Origin of the sequence: Paraburkholderia azotifigens (genome assembly GCF_007995085.1) — a bacterium.
Taxonomy (GTDB): domain Bacteria; phylum Pseudomonadota; class Gammaproteobacteria; order Burkholderiales; family Burkholderiaceae; genus Paraburkholderia; species Paraburkholderia azotifigens.
The window spans coordinates 1,195,176-1,214,182 of the sequence record NZ_VOQS01000003.1 but is presented as its reverse complement, the minus strand read 5'-3'; the positions used below and the strand labels follow the sequence as shown (position 1 = coordinate 1,214,182).

Annotated in this window: 21 protein-coding genes; 14 read left to right on the top strand and 7 right to left on the bottom strand. The window is 63.8% G+C overall.

What is annotated here, in order from left to right:
* Window positions 1-12 precede the first annotated feature (12 nt).
* The gene (locus FRZ40_RS22710; protein WP_147235664.1) at window positions 13-729 is read left to right on the top strand and encodes a Crp/Fnr family transcriptional regulator; all 717 of its coding nucleotides are present in this window, start codon (window positions 13-15) and stop codon (window positions 727-729) included.
* Here FRZ40_RS22710 and FRZ40_RS22705 read toward each other — a convergent pair.
* The 3 genes from FRZ40_RS22705 to FRZ40_RS22695 all read right to left on the bottom strand — a co-directional run bounded on the left by FRZ40_RS22705 (window position 726) and on the right by FRZ40_RS22695 (window position 2,340).
* Window positions 726-983: a hypothetical protein gene (locus tag FRZ40_RS22705; protein ID WP_028363843.1), complete on the bottom strand. Its 258-nt coding sequence runs from the start codon at window positions 981-983 to the stop codon at window positions 726-728. The genes FRZ40_RS22710 and FRZ40_RS22705 overlap by 4 nt on opposite strands.
* Window positions 976-1,734: a DNA/RNA non-specific endonuclease gene (locus FRZ40_RS22700; RefSeq protein WP_147235663.1), complete on the bottom strand. Its 759-nt coding sequence runs from the start codon at window positions 1,732-1,734 to the stop codon at window positions 976-978. Before FRZ40_RS22700 ends, FRZ40_RS22705 begins: the two co-directional genes overlap by 8 nt.
* A gap of 246 nt (window positions 1,735-1,980) precedes the next feature.
* On the bottom strand, window positions 1,981-2,340 hold the full coding sequence (locus FRZ40_RS22695) for a DUF3564 domain-containing protein (protein WP_028363841.1): 360 nt from the start codon (window positions 2,338-2,340) through the stop codon (window positions 1,981-1,983).
* Window positions 2,341-2,576: 236 nt separating this feature from the next.
* On the opposite strand from FRZ40_RS22695, the gene FRZ40_RS22690 reads away from it, so the two are divergent.
* The 3 genes from FRZ40_RS22690 (at window position 2,577) to FRZ40_RS22680 (ending at window position 5,212) form a co-directional block, all read left to right on the top strand.
* A complete protein-coding gene (locus tag FRZ40_RS22690) occupies window positions 2,577-2,999 on the top strand; it encodes a rubrerythrin family protein (protein ID WP_028363840.1) in 423 nt (140 codons plus the stop codon).
* 268 nt (window positions 3,000-3,267) lie between these two features.
* Window positions 3,268-4,605 (top strand): heterodisulfide reductase-related iron-sulfur binding cluster, encoded by a 1,338-nt coding sequence (locus FRZ40_RS22685; RefSeq protein WP_147235662.1) that lies wholly within the window; start codon window positions 3,268-3,270, stop codon window positions 4,603-4,605.
* Window positions 4,606-4,630: 25 nt separating this feature from the next.
* Window positions 4,631-5,212 (top strand): DUF3501 family protein, encoded by a 582-nt coding sequence (locus FRZ40_RS22680; RefSeq protein WP_028363838.1) that lies wholly within the window; start codon window positions 4,631-4,633, stop codon window positions 5,210-5,212.
* Here the strand turns inward: FRZ40_RS22680 and FRZ40_RS22675 are convergent.
* Window positions 5,209-5,673 (bottom strand): GNAT family N-acetyltransferase, encoded by a 465-nt coding sequence (locus tag FRZ40_RS22675; protein ID WP_028363837.1) that lies wholly within the window; start codon window positions 5,671-5,673, stop codon window positions 5,209-5,211. The genes FRZ40_RS22680 and FRZ40_RS22675 overlap by 4 nt on opposite strands.
* 102 nt (window positions 5,674-5,775) lie before the next feature.
* Here FRZ40_RS22675 and pdxR point away from each other — a divergent pair, with 102 nt between their 5' ends.
* The 5 genes from pdxR to FRZ40_RS22650 all read left to right on the top strand — a co-directional run bounded on the left by pdxR (window position 5,776) and on the right by FRZ40_RS22650 (window position 10,607).
* Window positions 5,776-7,245 carry a MocR-like pyridoxine biosynthesis transcription factor PdxR gene (gene pdxR / locus FRZ40_RS22670; protein WP_147235661.1) on the top strand — a complete coding sequence of 490 codons (1,470 nt, stop codon included), beginning with the start codon at window positions 5,776-5,778 and terminating at the stop codon, window positions 7,243-7,245.
* 28 nt (window positions 7,246-7,273) lie between these two features.
* Window positions 7,274-7,810, top strand: a complete 537-nt coding sequence (locus tag FRZ40_RS22665) for an SRPBCC family protein (RefSeq protein ID WP_147235660.1) — start codon at window positions 7,274-7,276, stop codon at window positions 7,808-7,810.
* A gap of 74 nt (window positions 7,811-7,884) precedes the next feature.
* Window positions 7,885-8,985 (top strand): alpha/beta fold hydrolase, encoded by a 1,101-nt coding sequence (locus FRZ40_RS22660; protein ID WP_147235659.1) that lies wholly within the window; start codon window positions 7,885-7,887, stop codon window positions 8,983-8,985.
* A gap of 85 nt (window positions 8,986-9,070) precedes the next feature.
* Complete coding sequence (locus FRZ40_RS22655; RefSeq protein WP_147235658.1) at window positions 9,071-10,195, top strand: 3-deoxy-7-phosphoheptulonate synthase; 1,125 nt, start codon at window positions 9,071-9,073, stop codon at window positions 10,193-10,195.
* Window positions 10,196-10,283: 88 nt separating this feature from the next.
* Window positions 10,284-10,607, top strand: a complete 324-nt coding sequence (locus FRZ40_RS22650) for a thioredoxin family protein (RefSeq protein ID WP_028363833.1) — start codon at window positions 10,284-10,286, stop codon at window positions 10,605-10,607.
* A 30-nt stretch (window positions 10,608-10,637) separates the two neighbouring features.
* Here FRZ40_RS22650 and FRZ40_RS22645 read toward each other — a convergent pair whose 3' ends face one another.
* Both FRZ40_RS22645 and FRZ40_RS22640 read right to left on the bottom strand, forming a co-directional pair.
* Entirely contained in the window at window positions 10,638-10,928 is a 291-nt protein-coding gene (locus FRZ40_RS22645; protein WP_147235657.1) for a hypothetical protein, read from the bottom strand.
* 75 nt (window positions 10,929-11,003) lie between these two features.
* Complete coding sequence (locus tag FRZ40_RS22640) at window positions 11,004-11,984, bottom strand: glutathione S-transferase family protein (protein WP_147235656.1); 981 nt, start codon at window positions 11,982-11,984, stop codon at window positions 11,004-11,006.
* Window positions 11,985-12,138: 154 nt separating this feature from the next.
* Between FRZ40_RS22640 and FRZ40_RS22635 the strand changes: the two genes are divergently transcribed.
* The 5 genes from FRZ40_RS22635 to FRZ40_RS22615 all read left to right on the top strand — a co-directional run bounded on the left by FRZ40_RS22635 (window position 12,139) and on the right by FRZ40_RS22615 (window position 17,515).
* Window positions 12,139-13,053, top strand: coding sequence for a LysR family transcriptional regulator (locus FRZ40_RS22635; protein ID WP_147235655.1), 915 nt, complete (start codon window positions 12,139-12,141; stop codon window positions 13,051-13,053).
* 240 nt (window positions 13,054-13,293) lie between these two features.
* A complete protein-coding gene (locus FRZ40_RS22630; RefSeq protein WP_147235654.1) occupies window positions 13,294-13,914 on the top strand; it encodes a cytochrome b in 621 nt (206 codons plus the stop codon).
* Window positions 13,914-15,455, top strand: a complete 1,542-nt coding sequence (locus tag FRZ40_RS22625) for a glycosyltransferase family 2 protein (RefSeq protein WP_147235653.1) — start codon at window positions 13,914-13,916, stop codon at window positions 15,453-15,455. The genes FRZ40_RS22630 and FRZ40_RS22625 overlap by 1 nt, the downstream gene beginning before the upstream one ends.
* Before the next feature lie 281 nt (window positions 15,456-15,736).
* Complete coding sequence (locus tag FRZ40_RS22620) at window positions 15,737-16,861, top strand: aromatic ring-hydroxylating oxygenase subunit alpha (RefSeq protein ID WP_028363827.1); 1,125 nt, start codon at window positions 15,737-15,739, stop codon at window positions 16,859-16,861.
* Window positions 16,862-17,050: 189 nt separating this feature from the next.
* Window positions 17,051-17,515, top strand: a complete 465-nt coding sequence (locus FRZ40_RS22615) for an SRPBCC family protein (protein ID WP_147235652.1) — start codon at window positions 17,051-17,053, stop codon at window positions 17,513-17,515.
* Between the two features lie 145 nt (window positions 17,516-17,660).
* Here the strand turns inward: FRZ40_RS22615 and FRZ40_RS22610 are convergent, their stop codons facing one another.
* Window positions 17,661-18,797 carry a porin gene (locus FRZ40_RS22610; RefSeq protein ID WP_028363825.1) on the bottom strand — a complete coding sequence of 379 codons (1,137 nt, stop codon included), beginning with the start codon at window positions 18,795-18,797 and terminating at the stop codon, window positions 17,661-17,663.
* Window positions 18,798-19,007 lie beyond the last annotated feature (210 nt).

Here is a 19,007-nt window from a genome sequence, read left to right as displayed (position 1 = left end):
ATTCAGGCGCTCATGACACCCGCTACTCCGCCGACTGACCTTGCGGAACTGCTCGACGGCAGCACCTGGTTCCGCGCGGCGCCCGCCGCGTTGCGCATGCAATTGATCGAAACGGGGCGCACGCGGCGGCTACCAGCGGGGCAGCGCCTCTTCAATCGCGGCGATGCCGACGACGGCTTCTATTGCGTGCTGGATGGACTGATGCGGATCGGCGCAGCGAGCGAAGACGGCAAGGAAGCGTTGCTGGCGGTGATCGAGCCGGTGAACTGGTTTGGCGAGATCGCGTTGTTCGACGGCCAGACGCGCACGCACGATGCCTATGCCGAGCGCGACACGCTGCTTTTTCATGTGCCGCGCGCGGCGCTCACGGCGCTGCTCGAACGCACGCCGGCGTTCTGGCACGCGTTCGGTCTGCTGCTCACGCACAAGCTGCGGCTCGCATTCGATGCAATCGAAGAAGCCGCGCTGCTGCCCGCCGCCCAACGCATTGCGCGGCGTCTGCTGCTGATGGCGGGCGGATATGGCGGCGGCGACGCGGATGTATTGCGTCGCGTGCTCAAGGTGCCGCAGGAAGATCTCGCGATGATGCTCGCGCTGTCGCGTCAAACCACCAATCAGATTCTCAGGCAGTTCGAAACGCAGGGTGCGCTCGCGCTGCGCTATGCGGAGATCGAGATCGTCGATGCAGCGAAGCTGCGCGCGTTCGCTGCGTCGAATGGCGAGCGTTAGAACGGATTGTCGACCACACCCGGCTTCGCGTCGGGCTCTTGCTTGACCTGCTCCGGCAATGTCGGCTCGGCCTGAAGCACGGCAACGATGCCGTCGAGTGCTTCCTTCAGCGCCAGCGCCGCCTTCAATCCGCGCTTGTCCTTCGTGATGTCGAGCGTGCCGTTGAGCACCACGCGCGTGGTGCCGTTCGACAGCGTCAGCGCGTCGCCCTGGATGTTGAGCACGTCGTCGTCGTTCGAATACGCTTTAAACACCTTTCAGCCCTCCCGGACGCTGGTCCTTGAGATTTTCCGGAATGCCCGGAAAGCGAATCCCGCTCATCGCTTCGAGTTCGTGCACCGACTTCACCTCGTAGCTATTGGTGGCCACGTTGTCCGCGACGATCGCGAACGCGAGCTTCCTGGACGGCACGTAGACGACCTTGAAAAGCTGCGTCGGCACGAACACGCGCGTCGGTCCGATGGTCTGCAACTGCGCGCCGATGAACATCGGGCCCGTGACGACGTACGTGTCGTCGTATTTCACGGCGATCCTGCGTACGGCCGTTTCGAGGCGCGACCACAGGCGCTGGTTGTTCTCGCGATTTTGCGGCACGACGTTCGCGAGCGAAAACGACTGTGCCATTGCTTCCGCGTTCCAGCGGTTGCCAGCCGGGCTCATGTGGCCGCGATCGAAGCCGCTGCGTTTGTAGTCGGCGAGCGTGGCGCCTTCGCCCTCCGGCAGACGCGCATCTTCGAAGAACTTGTTGGTGCGCGTCATGTCTTTCGCGGCCTCGATGTGATCGCGCGTCAGATGCTCGGCGGACCATAACGGACCGTGCGTAATGCCCGAATGCAGAACGGCGAAGTCCGAGTAGCACAGCATGCGCGACTTCGGCGTCATCTTCGCGTTCGTCACGACGGGCCATTGGGCGTTGGGCGTGAAATCCGTGCATGACGTTGCCGCCCATGCGTGGCCCGCGTGACTCGCAACCACGATAAGCAGGCTGACTAACCACTTCTTCATAGATCGGAAAAACGAATGAGGGGCCGCAAGTATAGCCGCGCGACCTATGCGCAACGCAAGGGCTTACATCGCGTTACGTGCGAGGCGCGCAAGCGTGGAAGCGGGGATCGGCAAAAGCGTCATGACGCATTGCGGCGCGCGTGGCAATTTATACGCAAGAGCGTACGAGCGAAGGTTGGGACGATGGCCCGCGCCCGCGAGGGGGATAGGCGGGGCGGGCTTCTTCGGATGCGAGTGGAGGTTCGATCAGCGTCCGAATACGCTGTGTTCGGCGTGAACGGGCAAGCGGTCGACGGCCTGCAGGCGCCAGTAGCCGCTCATCAGCGCGTGCGTGCGGTCCGACGACCACGCCGCGCTGCCTTGTACTGAACTGACCCGTTGCCGCGGGTCGACGTGCAAGCCATTCAACGTGCATAAAGGTGCGTCCGCGCTTGGTGCGCAGAGTTTGGTGACGCCGTCCTCGTCATGAAGTTCGCCCCAGGGGGGCAGGTCGATCCCATCATGTGCTTCTCTCGACCATCGACCTTCGTCGGTGTCGAGCCAGAGCACGGCGTAGTCGTGATTGACGGTGGGGTCCGAACCGTTGATCAGTATCGTGAGCCGCATGCAGAATTCCCCCGAAGAAATTAAGTATGTGCGCTTCCTCAGTCTACTTCGGACCGACCGTTATGCAAGGCCAACCGGCAAACGACTATCGGGAAGATTGAAAAACCCAATTGGGAACGTATCGCCGACCTCCTAGATTTAAGGCACGGCTCAGGTGCGCGCGTCTGGCCGGTCTTTGCCCATCAGAAACGCGAAAAACGCGCGCTCCCACATACAGGCTTTGGATGGAGGCTCAGATGTCGCAACTCAAGGGTTCGAAGACGGAGGAGAATCTGAAGGCCGCATTCGCGGGCGAATCGCAGGCTAACCGCCGCTATCTGTATTTCGCGGCCAAGGCCGATGTCGAGGGACAGAACGACGTCGCGGCGCTATTCCGTTCGACGGCGGAAGGCGAGACGGGCCACGCGCATGGCCACCTCGAGTATCTCGAAGTCGTGGGCGATCCGGCAACGGGATTGCCGTTCGGTTCGTCGCGTCAGAACCTGCAGGCGGCCATCGCGGGCGAAACGCACGAATACACCGACATGTATCCCGGCATGGCCAAGACGGCGCGCGATGAGGGCTTCGACGAAATCGCGAACTGGTTCGAAACGCTGGCGAAGGCGGAGCGCAGCCACGCGAATCGTTATACGAAGGCGCTGGAGGCACTGGTCGATTGAGTTGGAGCGCCGGCTGAGCAGCCGGCGCAACTGTCGCAATCCGTCTGCAGCAGGCCTGGTCCGCAGACGGAGCGCGGCGGCATGGCACGGGCGCGAGAACTGACGCGAGATCAAGCGAGACGATCGTCGATTTCGCGCGTGCCATAGCGCGTGTTTCACCGGCATACAAAGAACCGACGCGCATATAACAAGCCCCGCAACCACGTTGCATCCGACGGGAACAACGCGCCGAAGCGCGTGCTCCACGTCGACACAGGAGACTCGCGTCATGCCTCACAAGGAAGGCAGCCTCGAGGCGCCGATTCGCCATCCGCTCGACTGGCAATCGGACGCTTTCTACGATCAGGATGCGATCGATCAGGAGTTGACGCGCGTATTCGACATCTGCGCCGGATGCAGGCGTTGCGTGTCGCTGTGCGGCGCATTCCCGACGCTATTCGATCTGGTCGACGAAACAGACACAGGCGAGGCGCATGAAGTCGACAAGACGAAGTTCGGCGCCGTGGTCGATCAATGCTATCTGTGCGACCTGTGCTACATGACGAAGTGCCCGTATGTGCCGCCGCATCACTGGAACGTGGATTTTCCGCATCTGATGCTGCGCGCGAAGGCAGCCGCATACAAGCGCGGCGAAGTCGGTCTGCGTGACAAGTTCCTGTCGAACACCGACGCGCTCGGCACGTTCGCGGGCATTCCCATCGTCACGCAGACGGTCAACGCGGTGAATCACACGGGCGCGGCGCGCGACCTGATGGAAAAGGCGCTCGGCGTCGACAAGAACGCGTGGCTGCCCGATTTCGCGGCGCGCAAGTTCCGCAGCGCCGCGAAGAAATCGCCGCAAGCGCAGGCGAAGGACGGCGAGCGCACGCCCGGCAAGGTCGCGATCTATGCCACCTGCTACGTGAACTTCAACGAACCGGGCATCGGCCATGATCTGCTCGCCGTGCTCGCGCACAACGACATTCCATACGAACTCGTATCGAGCGAAGCGTGTTGCGGCATGCCGCTGCTGGAGCAAGGCAATCTCGACGGCGTCGCTGCGAAGAAAGAGAAGAACATGCCGGTGCTCGCACGTTATGCGCGCGACGGCTACGCGATCATCGGCGCGATTCCGAGTTGCGTGCTGATGTACAAGCACGAACTGCCGCTGATGTTTCCCGACGACGCCGACGCGCGCGCCGTCAGCGAAGCATTCTGGGATCCGTTCGAATACTTCGTCGCGCGTCATCGCGACGGTCTGCTGAAGACCGACTTCAATACGCCGCTCGGCAAGGTGTCGTATCACGTGCCGTGTCATGCGCGCGTGCAGAACATCGGCCGCAAGACGTCGGAGACGTTCGCGCTCGTACCCGACACGCAGGTGACTGTGGTCGAGCGCTGTTCGGGTCACGCGGGCACGTTCGGCGTGAAGAAGGAATTTCACGCGATGGCGATGAAGATCGGCACGCCCGTCTTCAAGGCAATGGCGCAGCCGCAGCCCGATTACATCTCGTCGGATTGCCAGCTCGCGGGGCATCATATCGAACAGGGCTTCGACGAAAACAGCTTGCCGAAAACACAGCTCGCACATCCGCTGACGCTGTTGCGCAAGGCGTACGGCCTTTGATCTTCAATCTTCTGCGAGGACAAGAATGAGCATCGCGAGGAACTCCCTGCTGTCGCTGGAAAACTATGCGAAGACGCGCAAGACGATGCGCGAGCAGGTCATCGAGCACAAGAAGCGCCGCATCGTCAGGCTCGGCAATCACCTGACGTTCCTGTTCGAAGACGAGCTGACGATCCGCTATCAGATCCAGGAGATGCTGCACATCGAGAAGATCTTCGACGAAGACGGCATACAGGGCGAGCTCGAAGCGTATCTGCCGCTCGTGCCGGACGGCAGCAACTTCAAGGCGACGATGCAGATCGAGTACGAGAACGAAGTGGAGCGGCGCGCCGCGCTGGCGCGTCTGATCGGCGTCGAAGACAGCGTGTTCATGAAGGTGGACGGCGAAGAACCCGTTTATGCCATCGCCGACGAAGACCTCGAACGCGAGAACAACGAAAAGACTTCAGCCGTGCATTTCGTGCGTTTCGAACTGACGCCTGCGATAAAGACGCGCCTGCGCGACGGCGCGGCCTTGCTGATCGGTTGCGATCATCCGAACTATCCGGTCGACGTGCAGGCGATTCCCGACGACGTGCGCCAGTCGCTGATCAAGGATCTCGCCTAAAGCGGCTTGCGATACACGACGAAGCCCGACAGATCCGCAACCTTGTCATAGAGCTGCATGGCCGTGCGATTGCTTTCGTGCGTGAGCCAGTACACGCGCTCGGCGTGCGCGGCCTTCGCCGCTGCATAGACGGCTTCGATCAATGCGCGGCCCACGCCTTTGCCGCGCTCGGAATCCAGCGTGAACAGATCGTGCAGATAGCACGTCGGACCCATCATCAACGTGCTGCGGTGATACAGATAATGCACGAGGCCCACCAGCTTGCCGTCCGCGCGTTCGGCCACCATCGCGTGCATCGGCTCGAGTCCGTCGAAGAAACGCGCCCACGTGAGCTGCGTGATGTCGCGCGGCAGCGCCGTATCGTCGAAGCGGCCATAAAAGCGGTTGTAGCCGTCCCATAGCGGCAGCCATGCTTCGTAGTCGGCGGGAACGACGGGGCGGATCTTGATGGCTTCGGTCACGGCTTGCGCTCCTTGCTTATATCGACAGGTATCGTCGAAGCATAGAATTTCTGTGGCACCATTGTTAGCTCCACGTCGAATGCAAAATCTGGAGCCACGCAATTGGACTACGGGCTGTTGATGTCGAGCTTCGCGAGCCAGTCGGCGGAACGTAAGCTCACGCAGCAATCGCTGCTTTACGAAAGCCTGCGCCACGCCATCCTGAACGGCGACATTCGCCACGGCAGTCAGCTTGTGCCGACGCGTGCGCTCGCCGAGCAACTCGGCATCGCGCGCAACTCGGTGCTGTACGCGTATGAACGGCTCGCCGAAGAAGGCTTCATCGCGGCGAGCCGTCACGGCTCGATCGTCAGTTGTGTCGCGCTGCCTGCCGCGAGTGCGGAAGCCGCGAGCACCACGCCCGTCAGCGCGCTGTCGCGGCGGGTCGCCGGATTGCCGCGCGAGCGCGGCGCGCGCGGCACGCAATCGCCGTTTCAGGCAGGTGTGCCCGCGCTCGACGAATTTCCCGTTGCGCAATGGCGCGCATCGATGGAACGCGCATGGCGCTCCGTCGATGCCCGCGATCTCGGCTACGGTTATCACGCGGGTCATCCGTCGCTCCGGCGCGCAGTGACCGAATACGTGCGCGTGTCGCGCGGCGTGCGCTGCACGGCGGAGCAGGTGTTCATCACGTCGGGCACGCATACGAGTCTCGACCTGTGCGCGCGCATGCTCGCCGATCCCGGCGATACCGCATGGCTCGAAAATCCCGGCTATCAAGGCGCGAGAATCGCGTTCCAGTCGGCGGGACTGAACATCGTGCCGATTCCCGTCGACGCCGCCGGCCTCGCGCCCACCGAACAGCACTGGCAGCGCACGCCGCCGCGCCTCGTCTACATCACGCCGTCGCATCAGTATCCGCTCGGCAGCGTGCTGGGCCTGGAGCGGCGCTGGTCGATCATCGACAGCATCGTCGAGCGCGGCGCATGGATCATCGAAGACGACTACGACAGCGAGCTGCGCCACAGCGGCCCTCCGCTGCCATCGGTGCAAGGGCTGCGCGACGCCGCGCCCGTCGTCTATCTCGGCACCTTCAGCAAGACGATGTTCCCCGCGCTGCGCATCGGCTTCATGATCGTTCCCGCGAGCCTCGCGCCGGAAATCGGCGGCGTGATCGGCGAGATGTCGCGGCAAGGGCGCGTCGCGGATCAGGTTGCGCTCGCCGACTTCATCGAAAGCGGCAAATACGCGCGCCACTTGCGGCGCATGCGCCGTATCTATCAGCAGCGGCGCGAAGCGATGGTCAGCGCGATCTACACGCACATGAACGACCTCGTGACGGTTTCGTCCGACGGCAGCGGCATGCATCTGACGATGCGTCTCGATGCGCCACTGCAGGACCGCGATGTGAGCTTCGCGCTGCGCGAGCAGGGCATTGCGGTTTCGCCGTTGAGCACGTATTGCCATGAGGGCGAAGACGCCGAACGCTTCAACGGCTTCATGCTCGGCTACGCGGGCGTGCGTCCCGACAAGGCCGACCGGCTGATCGCGGAACTCGGCACGGCGATCCGTTCTCTGATTCGAGGCAACTGAAGCGACGCAATCTACAGGGAGAAACACGATGAATATGAACGAAGCACCCGGCGTTTTCGACGGCACGCAGACCGTGCGCTTCGAACGCCTGCTGCCCGGCCCGATCGAGCGCGTGTGGGCGTATCTGACGGAATCCGACAAGCGCAGCCAGTGGCTCGCATCCGGCGCGATGCCGCCGCTGACGGGCGGCGACTTCATGATGCATTTCGATCACTCGCGGCTGTCCGCGACGCAAGAAGTTCCGCCGGAGCCATACCGGCAGTACGCGGGCGGACACGAATCGCTGCATCGACTGTTACGCTTCGAGCCGCCTCACGTACTCGGGTTCACGTGGGGCAGCATTCAGGACAATCTTTCCGAAGTGACTTTCGAACTGTCGGAAGCGGGCGATCAGGTGAAGCTCGTGCTCACGCATCGCAACCTGTCCGGGCGCGACGAGCAACTCGACGTCGGCCCCGGCTGGCACAGCCATCTCGACGTGCTGAGCGAGCGTCTGAACGGCGGCGCGCCTGCATCGTTCTGGACGCTCTTCGAGAAGATCAAGGCGCGCTACGACGCACTGTGAAGCTCGCGCGAACGCACATTTCCGTCGTCGTGTACGATCCCAAGCCATCGCGTGCACGTTGACGGAGACCCACCGTGTTTCGTTCGATCCTTCCCCGGCTTGCCGTACTCATCGCGCTTGCGCAGGTTTTTACCAACGCTTGCGCAGCCGCAGATTCATCCGATCCCACCGAACATGCCGCCGATTTCATCGCGCATGACTTCCGCTTCTCCGAGGGCACGGTCTTTCCCGAACTGCGCATCCACTACGTGACGCTCGGCACGCCGCAACGAGACGCGCATGGCGACATCGCGAACGCGGTGCTGCTGCTGCACGGCACGACGGGCACTGGCAAGGCGTTTCTCACGCCGCTGATGCGCAAGGAACTGTTCGCCGCGGGCGAGCCGCTCGACACGCGGCGCTATTTCATCGTGATTCCCGATGGCCTCGGTCGCGGCGGCTCGAGCAAGCCGAGCGACGGCATGCGCACGAAGTTTCCGCACTACGGCTATGGCGACGTAGTCGAAGCGGATCACAGGCTGCTCGTCGACGGGCTCAGGGTGCGGCATCTGAAGCTGGTGCTCGGCACGTCGATGGGCGGCATGCAGACGTGGATGTGGGGCGAGCGCTATCCGGGCATGGCCGACGCGCTGATGCCGATCGCCAGCCAGCCGATCGCAATGGCGGGGCGCAACTGGCTGTGGCGGCAGATGATCGTCGGCGCGATTCGCAGCGATCCCGGCTGGCAGGACGGCAACTACACGGCGCCGCCCACGCAATGGACACGCGTGATGCCCGTCTTCACGCTGATCACGGGCAACGCGGCACGCATGCAGGAACAGGCGCCCGACCGCGCGGCGGCGACCCGGTTGACGGAGTCGATCGTGACGGACGCTGCGAGAAGCGATCCGAACGATGTGCTGTACTGGTTCGAATCGTCGTGGGACTACGACCCGGAGCCGAATCTCGGTGCGATTCGCGGGCGTCTGTTCGCCATCAATTTCGCCGACGACCTGATCAACGCTACCGATCTCGGCGTGATGCAGCGGCTGATCGGCAAGGTGCCGCAGGGGCGGTATGTGGAGATGCCGGAGACGGCGCAATCGTACGGACACCAGACGCTCGCGCACCCCGAAGTCTGGAAGCCGTACCTGATCCAGCTGATGAACGGCACTAACGGAACGAATGGCACGTGACGCGTCCTGCCTTCACGGCTGCGTCTGCCGCGCGGCGAGTGCGATAATCGTGGTCGCCCCAAACAATGCAGAGCTGGAGAATACCGTGAGCCGCATCGACAACCCCACACGCGATCAGGAAGCCGGCGTCGCCGATTCCACCCAGGACACCACGCGCATCGACGACACGCGCATCGGCGCGGTGCGCCCGCTGATCTCGCCCGCGCTGCTGCTCGACGAATTGCCGTGCCCGCCGGGCGTGCAGTCGCTGGTCGAAAAGAGCCGCGTCGAGATCGCCGACATCCTGCACGATCGCGATGACCGGCTGGTTGTCGTCGTGGGTCCGTGCTCGATTCACGACCACGATCAGGCAATGGAGTACGCGCACAAGCTGAAAGTAGCCGCCGACGCCTTGCGCGACGACCTGATGATCGTGATGCGCGTCTACTTCGAGAAGCCGCGTACGACGGTCGGCTGGAAGGGCTACATTAACGATCCGCGTCTGGACGGCAGCTTCCGCATCAATGAAGGCCTGCGCCGCGCGCGCGAACTGCTGCTCGAGATCAGCGGCCTCGGGCTGCCGACGGGCACCGAATTCCTCGACCTGCTGAGCCCGCAGTACATCGCGGATCTGATCGCGTGGGGCGCGATCGGCGCGCGCACGACTGAAAGCCAGAGCCATCGGCAGCTCGCGTCGGGCCTGTCGTGCCCGATCGGTTTCAAGAACGGCACGGACGGCGGCGTGCAGATCGCCGCCGACGCGATCGTCGCGGCAGCCGCGAGCCATGCGTTCATGGGTATGACCAAGATGGGCATGGCCGCCATCTTCGAAACGCGCGGCAACGACGACGCTCACGTCATTCTTCGGGGCGGCAAGAAAGGGCCGAACTACGACGCAGCAGGCGTCGAAGAAGCGTGCGCCGCGCTGCGCAAGGTCGGCTTGCGCGAACAGGTAATGGTCGACTGCTCGCACGCCAACTCGAACAAGTCGCACGAGCGGCAGATCGAAGTCGCGCAGGATCTGGCTAACCAGGTGTCGGGCGGCGACAAGCGGATCGTCGGCGTGATGATCGAGAGCCATCTGGAAGCAGGCCGCCAGGATCTGAAGCCGGGCGTGCCGCTTGCTCGCGGGGTGTCGATCACCGACGCGTGCATCGGCTGGGCGCAAACCGAGCCCGCGCTGCAGACGCTCGCGCAGGCCGTCCGCGCGCGCCGTCAGCGCAACCAGTAAGAGCAGGCCGAGGGCACGTTTCTTCGATAACGGGCAACATGGCGCATATGAAGTCGCGCGCGCCGCGTTGTCCGGCGCATGGAGAGATATGACTACCGCGAACCAATACTCGAAGACCGCGCCGAGCCGCGCGGATGTCGACGCCATGGCGGGCGTGACCGTCGTCGAATTCGGCACCGACTGGTGCGGCTACTGCCAGGGCGCGCAGCCCGTGATCGGCAAGGCGTTCGGCCAGCATCCGGGCACGCGTCATCTGAAGATCGAAGACGGACCGGGCCGGCCGCTCGGGCGCTCTTTCAAGGTCAAGCTGTGGCCGACGCTGATCTTCATGCGCGACGGCGTCGAAGTGGCGCGTGTGGTGCGGCCGACGGACGCCGCACAGATCGAAGAGGCGTTCGCCGCTGTCGCGTGAGCGGCGGCGCTTCCGGGCGTCGAGAGAAAGTCAGCTCTTCGGGAAGTCGCCGAACAGGCTGTTCAGATCCTTCGTATCGTCCGATTCGGACAGGTCGTATTCCTTCTGCACGGCCTTGAGCGCATCGTTCACGACGCGCTCGAAGCCGATCGCATTGCCGAAATGCTTCATCGTCCAATTGCAGCCGCTCGCGTCCGGCTCCTGCGATTGCGGACGCGGCACGCGAATCTTCACGCCGTCCTCGACCACTTCCGGCGCGCGATGAATGCGCCGGCTCACTTCGTCTTGTAGCTGGGATGCCGTGCGTGTCTTGCGTAGCATGTGAGTCTCCGTGCGATCCAAACGATCTCTCGCGGACAGTCTAGCGCAACGCGCACACACCGCTTTCGCAGCGTGTCACGCAAAGCGCGCCCGATCATGCGGCGCGTTGAAATCCTGCACGGGGCCGCGCGGCACGATGCCCGTCGGATTCACCGAGCGATGGCTCTCGTAGTAATGCCGCTTGATGTGCTCGAAATTCACCGTCGCGGCCACGCCCCGATGCTGATAGATGTCGCGCGTGTAAGCGGACAGATTCGGGTAGTCCGAAATGCGCCGCAGATTGCACTTGAAGTGGCCGAAGTACACGGCATCGAAACGGATCAGCGTCGTGAAAAGGCGGATGTCAGCTTCCGTCAAACGGTTGCCCGTCAGGAAACGCTGCCTGGAGAGCTTCTGCTCCAGCCAGTCGAGCGTGTCGAACAACGGCGCGACGGCCTCTTCGTACGCCGCCTGCGTGGTCGCGAAGCCCGCCTTGTAGACGCCGTTGTTGACGGTGTCGTAGACGCGCGCGTTGATCGCGTCGATGTCGGCGCGCAGCGGCGGCGGATAGAAGTCGCCCGGCTCCGCACCGAGCTCGTCGAACGCGGAATTCAGCATGCGGATGATTTCCGACGACTCGTTGCTGACGATCGTCCGCTGATGCTTGTCCCACAGGATCGGCACCGTCACGCGGCCGCTGTAGTGCGGATCAGCGGCGATATAGACGTCGCGCAGATACTTCGCGTGATTGAGCGTGTCGGGCACCACGCCGGGACCGTCGGCAAAGGTCCAGCCGTCGCCGAGCATCAGCCAGTGCACGGCCGAGACGCTGATCATGTCCTCCAGCCCCTTCAGCGCGCGCACGATCAGCGTGCGATGCGCCCACGGACACGCGTGGCTCACATACAGGTGATAGCGTCCTGCTTCGGCTTCGAAGCCGTCGCGGCCGGTCGGCCCGGCGTCGCCGTCAGGCGTGACCCAGTTGCGGAAGACGGCGTCCGTGCGCACGAAGCGGCCGCCCGTCGAAGCCGTGTCGTACCACTTGTCCTGCCATTGACCGTCGACTAGCAATCCCATGTTGGTGCTCCTTTGTTTGCTTTGCGTGGCGCGAATGCAGCCCGCCGCGCGATGTTAGCCGTGCGGCGGAACATCGGCAGAAGACCCTATGATGGACCGCCGTCCGCGTTTTGCCGTACGATTTTCCCGTTCATCTCATTCGACAGGTTCGAACATGTTGACCGACGACGAGCTTGCCCTGCTCGAGGCGATACGCGAAAGCGGCAGCTTGTCGCGCGCGGCGGCGCGGCTCGGCAAGGCTCCGTCGACGATATCGCACGCGGCGCGCCAGCTCGAAACACGCTTCGACGCGCTGCTGTTCGACCGCCGCCGCTACCGCCTGCAACTGACGCCCGCAGGCCAGCTGCTCGCCGAAGAGGCCGCGCGGCTGATGCAGGACGTGTCGCGCATGACCCAGCGCGTGCGGCAGATCGCGAGCGGCTGGGAAGACCGTCTCTGGATCGTCACGGACGAACTGCTGGAGTTCGAGACCTTCATGCCCGTCGTCCACGCGTTCGACGCGCTGCAATCGGGCGTCAAGCTGCGCGTGACGACGGAAGTCCTTGGCGGCACGTGGGAAGCGTTGCGCGACGGCCGCGCGGACGTGATCGTCGGCGCGACCAACGAGCCGCCCGCCATTCCAGGCTTGCGCTGGTTCGAGCTGGGCGTGGTCGACTGGGTGTTCGCGATCTCGCCGCGTCATCCGCTCGCGAGCATCAAGGAGCCGCTGCGCCGCGAGCAGATCGCGAAGCAGCGCGGCATCGTCGTCGCCGATTCGTCGCGCGCGAGCGGCCGCGCGTACGGGCTGCTCGGCGGACAGACTTCGCTCGCGGTGCCCAGCATGCGTGCGAAAATCCTCGCTCAGCGCGACGGACTTGGCGTCGGCTGGCTGCCGCGTCAGCGCGTCGCGTCCCTGCTCAAGCGCGGCGAACTCGTCGAAAAGGACACCGCCGATCCGCGCGAACCCAACGTGCTCTATGTGGCATGGCGCGGCGAGCAGGAAGGCCGGGCGCTGAAATGGTGGCTCGACCAGCTGCGCGAGCCGCGCCTCGCCAGACGTCTGGTGCAGGGCGTCGACCAGTTCGCGTGACGGGCCGTGCGGAACCATCGGCGGACGCATGCAACGAACGGTAACGCGACGGTAACGCGACGGAAACGGGCGGCTCGCACGTTGAAGGAATAAAGCTGCGGGGTCGGGCGTTCTGTTGTTAAGACGATAGCAATGCGCGATAGCAATGCGCGATTGCCGCACGCCCGCTTGCACGCCGACCGATCCGCGGGCTTGCACATCGCTTTCGACGCCCCTACCGATTTCCAACCAGAACGGCTCATGAACACATCGACAACATCCCGCACGGCCGCGCGCGACGGCATCGAGGCGCTTTCCACGCCGGCGCATGCGTCGCGTTACACCCGCACGGCGATGATCCTGCACTGGCTGATCGCCGTGCTGATCATCGTGAACGTGGTTCTCGGCCTGTCCGCCGATTCGCTGCCCGACGACTGGGTGCGCCCCGTCATCGATACGCACAAGTCGATCGGCATCACGGTACTCGGCCTCGCGCTGCTGCGCGTGCTGTGGCGAACGTCGCACCGGCCGCCGCCGCTGCCGCGCGAGTTTCCGTCGTGGGAACGGCTGGCCGCGCACGTCGCGCATTTCCTGCTGTACTTCTTGATGATCGCGTTGCCGCTGTCGGGCTGGATGCACGACTCCGCATGGAAGGCGGCCGCGACGCACCCGATGCATCTGTTCGGCGTGATCCCGTTTCCGCGCATCGGTTTGATCATGAATCTCGATCCTGCCGTGAAAGAGCCGCTGCACGACCGGTTCGGCATGTTGCACACCTATCTCGGCTACGCGCTGTATGCGCTGCTGGCGATGCATATCGGCGGCGCGCTGAAGCATGAGCTGCTCGACCGTCACTCCGTCATCAAGCGGATGGTGCCGTAATGGATATCGAAGTGATCGACGAAGATGTCACGCTGACGAACCCTGCTTTGGCCGCTGCGCCGTCGACGGCTGCGGGCTCGCTTCCGAAGCGGTCGCTGCGTGAGGCGCTTGCCGTCGCATCGCCGCGTATCAACCCGCGCAAGGGAACGTGGCAGAGCGCCGTGATCCACGGCAGCGTAACGGCGCTGTGGCTGTTGCTGTTTGCACGCGCGTTCTTTCTGCATGGCGCGCTCGCCTGGTCGACGGGCATCGCTTACGTGCTTTACGACACGCTGCTGCTCGCGTTCGTCACGGTGAAGACGCTGCCGCTGATCCGCCGCTCGTTGCCCGCGCACCGTTCCGCCGACGCCACGAAGCTGCCGACGCTGGGCGTGATCGTCGCCGCGCACAACGAAGCGGGCGTGTTGCCCGTCACGCTCGCCGCGCTGTTGCGGCAGACGCAAGGCCCGGCGCAGATCGTGATCGCCGACGACGGCTCCACCGACGGCACACGCGATCTGCTGACCCGCCGCTTCGGCCTCGTCGAGCCTGTGCCCGGCGAACTGAGCGCGCCCAGCAGCCGCTATCCGAATCTGTACTGGCTGCGCGTGCCGCATGGCGGCAAGGCGCCCGCGCTGAACGCCGCCATCGAAGTGATGACGACCGAAACCGTCATGACCGTCGACGCCGACACGCTGCTCGCCGACGACGCGACGCTGGCCATGCGCGCGGCCTTCGCGCAGTCGCCGAAGCTGGTCGCGGCGACGGGCATCCTCGTGCCCGTCTGCAATCGCACGGCGAGCGGGCGCGTGTTCCAGTGGTTCCAGACCTACGAATACATGCGCAATTTCATCGCGCGTTTCGCGTGGATGCGGGCCGACAGTCTGCTGCTGGTGTCGGGCGCGTTTGCGTCGTTTCGGCGAGAAGCTCTGGTTGCCGTCGGCGGCTTCGATGCGCAATGCCTCGTCGAAGATTACGAGCTGATTCACCGGCTGCGCCGCTATTCCGTCGATCGCGATCTCGGCTGGGAAGTCCGCGTGGTCGGCGACGCGCATGCGCAGACGGAAGCGCCCGCCACGCTCGGCGCGTTCCTGCGTCAGCGCCGCCGCTGGTTCGCGGGCTTCCTGCAGACGCAGTACTGGAATCGCGACATGACGGGCAATGCGCGTTACGGCACGCTCGGCCGTCTGATGCTGCCCGTGAAGGCGTTCGACACGATGCAGCCCATCTACGGCCTGACCGCGTTCGCGCTGCTGCTCGGTTTCGTGTTCGGCGGACACGGCTTGATCGTCGTGTCGATTTTCAGCGTGATCGGGCTCAAGACGGCGATCGACCTCGCGTTCTACCTGTGGAGCATTCATCTGTATCGCCGCTGGACGGGGCTGACGCGCGGCACGAGCCTGCCGATGGCCGTGGCCGCCGCGATCGCCGAACCGTTCACGTTTCAGTTGCTGCGCCACACGGGCGCGGCGCTCGGCTGGCTGCAATTTCTACGCGGTGGCAAGACGTGGGGCAAACAGCACCGCTCGGGTCTCGTCGGCGCGACGCAGGCCACGCGTTGAGCGTCGTTGGCGCGAATATCGCGGCATAGGATGCCGTTGAGCGGTTTTGAGCGTTGCAATGGCAACGAAAGCAAAGGCGGCGCTTCGGCGCCGCCTTTCGTTTTGGCCCCGCGCATGCTGACGCAGAGCCGTCGGTAAGCTCTACCGGCACGCTACCTGCGGTCTGCCCTCATGATTCTCGGCGGCGACTTCTAGTAGACTGACTGGGACATCGGTTTACCAACTATCACACCGGCTCGGTCTCCTCGACCAGTCGACCGTTGTACCGGGAGGCCTCCTTCATGCATGTAGTCGCTCCGCTGGACAGCAGCACCGTCGATAACACCGCCAAACCCGCCGTGCGTGATCTGCGCCGCGTCGATATCCATCCCGATCACTGGTATCCGCTCGCGTGGTCGCGCGAAGTGAAGCGCGGCAAGACGCACGCCGTGCGCTTCGCCGGCGAGCCAATCGTGCTGGCGCGCACGGAGTCGGGCAAGGTGATCGCGCTGGAGGATCGCTGCGCGCACCGGCAGGTGCCGCTGAGCGGCGGCGTGGTGGACGGCGAAGCGATCCGCTGCGGCTACCACGGCTGGACCTACGACTGCTCGGGCAAATGCATCGACGTCCCGTATCTGGGACGCGAGCGCCTGCCGAATGGCGTGCGCGCATATCCGTGCCGCGAATCGGAAGGACTGGTTTTCGTGTTTCCCGGCAAAGCCGAACTCGCCGAAACGATGCCGCTGCCGCCGCTTGGCTCCGTCGCCGACAAGGCATACAAGACGCGCCGCTTCGGCCGCGAAGTGGCTTGCCATTACTCGTTCATGCACGAAAACCTGATGGACATGAACCATCAGTTTTTGCATCGCAAGCAGATGGGCAAGATGCGCGCGCGTTCGCTCGGCCGGCGGCGCGGCGACGACTGGGTCGAAGTGGACTACACGTTTGCGCGCGAAGCGGGCCAGCAGCCGATCGGCGAGGCGCTCGTGTTCGGGCAGAAACGCAACAGCACGAGGGAAGACCACAAGGACGTGATGACGATCCGCACGCAGTATCCGTTTCAGACGCTGCAGATCCGCACGTCGGACGGGACGCTCGTGATGGACCTGTGGATCTGCTATGTGCCGCTCGATCGCGAGCAGCGCACCAATCGCACGTTCGGCCTCCTGTCCATCAAGCGGCCGAAGCTCGGCGCGTTGCTCGACATCGCGTGGCCGCTGCTGGTGTGGTTCACGGAGCGCATCTTCGCGGAAGATCGCTGGATCGTGGAACTCGAACAGGCAGCGCACGACGCGCAAGGCGCCGACTGGAATCACGAAGTCTTCCCGGTGATCAACGACTTGCGCGATCTGCTGCGGCAGTGCGGCGCGCCGGCGGCGCGGCGCGTGATTCCCATCGAACCGTCGGCGGAACCGGTTGCCATCTGATCTTTGCCGCTGCATTCGCCTCTATTTATCGGACCTTAGACGCTTCAACGTTCGGCATCGCGCATTCGCCAGGCTTTTTGGCGTGAGCGCCCCGTGCCGAGGGCATTCGATACTTCGACAATGCACTATGCTTGAATGGTCCGCCCGGCTTCGGGCGGACGCGGCGCATTGTTCGAAGGAGGCTGTCTCATGTCCGAGGATGGCGACGCAACTCCGCCTGTCGCGGATCTGCAAATCGTGTCGACGCGCGTGTTCGATTTTCCGCGCGATCTCGTCTTCAGCGCGTGGACAGACCCGGCGCACCTTGCGCACTGGTGGGGCCCCAAGGGCTTCACCAATTCCTTCCACGAATTCGATCTGCGTCCCGGCGGCAACTGGCGCTTCGTGATGCATGGGCCGGACGGCGTCGATTACAGGAATCACAGCGTATTCGTCGAGATCGTCGCGCCCGAGCGGATCGTGTTCGATCATGTGTCGGGGCCATACTTTCGCGTGACAGCTACGTTCGATGCAGCAAGCGACGCGCAGACGCGCATCACGTTTCGCATGCTGTTCGAGACGCCCGCCGTGTGTGCGCAGGTGAAGACGTTTGCGTTGAAGGCAAACGAAGAGAACTTCGACCGGCTGCAGAAGGAGTTGAAGCGGATGGTCTGACGCATCCCGCTTCGTTGCTTTTTCCTGCCGATTCAATAGACAACGCCCGCACGTTCCGAAGAACGTGCGGGCGCCGTGGTCGCCTCGTGGCCCCGAGCTGACGGCGGGCCGATGTGCGTATTGGCCCGCCGTGTCTCGTGTTCGATTAGAAGCGGTGACGCAGGCCAACCGACGCGACAGCCTGGCGGCGCGACGCGGATTCACCCGTCACGTTGCCGTTGTCGATCGCGGCTTTCGGCATGCCGTCCGAGCCGCTCGTCAGCTGATAGACGCCTTGTGCGTAGACGTCGGTGCGCTTCGACAGCGCGTAGTCGCCTTGCACGCCGATCTGGTTGACGTGGAACTTGACGTCCGGGTTGCCGTCCATCGATGCTGCGCGGCCGTTGGTGTACGTGTAAGCGACACCCAGACCGAATGCCGGCGTGACGTTGTACTTCGCGTTGACTTCGTAGTTGTTGAAGCGCGACGAGCCTGCACCCGTGTCGAAATTATCGACGCGGCCTTGCGTCCATGCGAGGCCGATCACGGCCGGACCGAATGCGTAGCTGGCGCCCGCGCCGAATTCACGCTGGCGGAACGTCGAACCATACAGCGAGCCGAAGCCGGACAGGAAGTTGCCTGCTGCCGTCGTTGCGCCGGCTGCGTTGCCCGTCGGGTTGTTCTGCTGTGCGTAGCCGGCGCCGACACGCAGACCGGCGTTCTGATACGACGCACCGACGCTGTACTCGCGGTTGTTGGCGAACTGCGAGTTGTTCGAGAAGCCGTACGTGCCGCCGAACGACAGACCCGCGTAGTCCGCGCTGCGGAACTTGATCGAGTTGTTCGTGGCGACGCCGCTGTTGTCGTCGAGGCCGTCGTTGTTGTAGATGTGCGCGAAGTTCGCGCCGCCCCAGCTACCTGCCGCCGTCACGGGCGCGACGAAGTCGTGCATCGCGTCGTACTGACGGCCCAGCGTGACCGTGCCGGCCTGGCTCGACAGACCGACGAAAGCCTGGCGCGAGAACATCTGGCCTTTCGAAGCCTGCGAACCGTTGTTCAGATTGAAGCCTTGCTCCAACGTGAAGATCGTCCTCATGCCGCCGCCGAGGTCTTCGACGCCGCGCAGGCCGAAGCGGTTTTCATCGATCGAGCCGCTGCCGACCGCCCATTGCGAGTGGCCGCCGACGTTGCTGGTGTAGGTGATGCCTGCGTCCAGCGTGCCGTACAGCGTGACGCTGCTCTGTGCGTGGGCGACCGAGGCGAACGAGGCAGCCACTGCCGTCGCGATCAGAATCTTCTTCATGTGTGCTTCCTTCAGTTCAAGGGGCAATACGAGGCTTGGATACAAACGGACAGCGATGCATGCCACGTCCTGTACGAAGCAAGACAACTCAACTTGCCCTGTTTGGGGAAGCGCAAGTATAGAAAGGTAACCTAACTATCGATTGATATCGGAATTGGAAATGGTTTATTTCCAAAAAAGAAATAAAAACAGATGCGAGGGTTAAAAGAT